At 46.9% G+C, this 1,990-nt stretch carries 1 tRNA gene and 1 rRNA gene; both read left to right on the forward strand.

Features of this window, described 5'->3' with window-relative positions:
• Nucleotides 1-251: 251 nt before the first annotated feature.
• Nucleotides 252-1,780 (forward strand): 16S ribosomal RNA (locus HMPREF0629_RS03995).
• Nucleotides 1,781-1,892: 112 nt separating this feature from the next.
• Nucleotides 1,893-1,968: transfer RNA gene (locus HMPREF0629_RS04000), tRNA-Ala, on the forward strand.
• Nucleotides 1,969-1,990: the final 22 nt, after the last annotated feature.

Consider the following 1,990-nt stretch of genomic DNA (forward strand, 5'->3'; position numbering starts at 1 on the left):
ACTATTGACAAAAAAGAATAAAACTAATAGAATAAAAAAGCTGTCGCTTGAACAGAAAATTTCATAAAAGAAATAAAGAAAAATAAAAAAAACATCTTGACATCTTTAAAATGAAATTATATAATGAATAAGCTGTTCAAATGAATAGCAAACCTTGATAATTAAATAGTGTAAGAGAAAGAAACACAAGCAAAGCAAAAAGCTTAGCGGAAAAAGTCAGTGAAAGAAACTGAAAGCTAAGGATACAAATTTCAATTGAGAGTTTGATCCTGGCTCAGGACGAACGCTGGCGGCGCGCCTAACACATGCAAGTCGAGCGATGAAAAGGATTTGGAGTTCTTCGGGACAAAGAAACCTTGGATTAGCGGCGGACGGGTGAGTAACACGTGAGTAACCTGCCTTTGACATGGGGATAGCCTCGGGAAACCGTGATTAATACCCAATAACATTTCCAAGTCGCATGACATGGGAATCAAAGCGTTTAGCGGTCAAAGATGGACTCGCGTCTGATTAATTAGTTGGTGAGGTAACGGCTCACCAAGATAGCGATCAGTAGCCGGCCTGAGAGGGTGAACGGCCACATTGGAACTGAGAGACGGTCCAAACTCCTACGGGAGGCAGCAGTGGGGAATATTGCACAATGGGGGGAACCCTGATGCAGCGACGCCGCGTGAGCGAAGAAGGTTTTCGAATCGTAAAGCTCTGTCCTATGGGAAGATAATGACGGTACCATAGGAGGAAGCCCCGGCTAACTACGTGCCAGCAGCCGCGGTAATACGTAGGGGGCTAGCGTTGTCCGGAATCACTGGGCGTAAAGGGTTCGCAGGCGGAAAAGCAAGTCAGGTGTGAAAGGCGAGGGCTTAACCCTCGTAAGCATTTGAAACTGTTTTTCTTGAGATGTGGAGAGGTAAGTGGAATTCCTAGTGTAGCGGTGAAATGCGTAGATATTAGGAGGAATACCGGTGGCGAAGGCGACTTACTGGACACAAACTGACGCTGAGGAACGAAAGCGTGGGGAGCAAACAGGATTAGATACCCTGGTAGTCCACGCTGTAAACGATGAGTGCTAGGTGTCGGGAGTAATCTCGGTGCCGCAGTAAACACAATAAGCACTCCGCCTGGGGAGTACGTACGCAAGTATGAAACTCAAAGGAATTGACGGGGACCCGCACAAGCAGCGGAGCATGTGGTTTAATTCGAAGCAACGCGAAGAACCTTACCAGGGCTTGACATATAGCGGACATATTTAGAGATAAATACTTTTCTTCGGAAACCGCTATACAGGTGGTGCATGGTTGTCGTCAGCTCGTGTCGTGAGATGTTGGGTTAAGTCCCGCAACGAGCGCAACCCTTACCTTTAGTTGCCAGCATGTAAAGATGGGAACTCTAAAGGGACTGCCGATGATAAATCGGAGGAAGGTGGGGATGACGTCAAATCATCATGCCCTATATGCCCTGGGCTACACACGTGCTACAATGGTCGGAACAAAGGGTAGCAAACTTGTGAAAGTAAGCAAATCTCAAAAAGCCGATCTCAGTTCGGATTGTTCTCTGCAACTCGAGAACATGAAGTCGGAGTTGCTAGTAATCGCAGATCAGAATGCTGCGGTGAATGCGTTCCCGGGTCTTGTACACACCGCCCGTCACACCATGGGAGTTGGCAATACCCGAAGCCTGTGAGCTAACCTTAGGGGAGCAGCAGTCGAAGGTAGGGTTAATGACTGGGGTGAAGTCGTAACAAGGTAGCCGTATCGGAAGGTGCGGCTGGATCACCTCCTTTCTAAGGAGATTAACTGTTGGACTGTAAGAGGAAAGGCAGTAATCAAAAGTGAAGGACACACAACAAACCAAAGAGAGCTTGGTTCTAAGCTCTTACACTATTAATTATATAAGGGGGTGTAGCTCAGTTGGGAGAGCACCTGCCTTGCAAGCAGGGGGTCAGGAGTTCGAATCTCCTCATCTCCACCAATAATGATGAAAATCATTAAAA

Source organism: Peptoniphilus sp. oral taxon 386 str. F0131 (assembly GCF_000090945.1).
In the GTDB taxonomy this organism is placed as follows: domain Bacteria; phylum Bacillota; class Clostridia; order Tissierellales; family Peptoniphilaceae; genus Anaerosphaera; species Anaerosphaera mikwangii.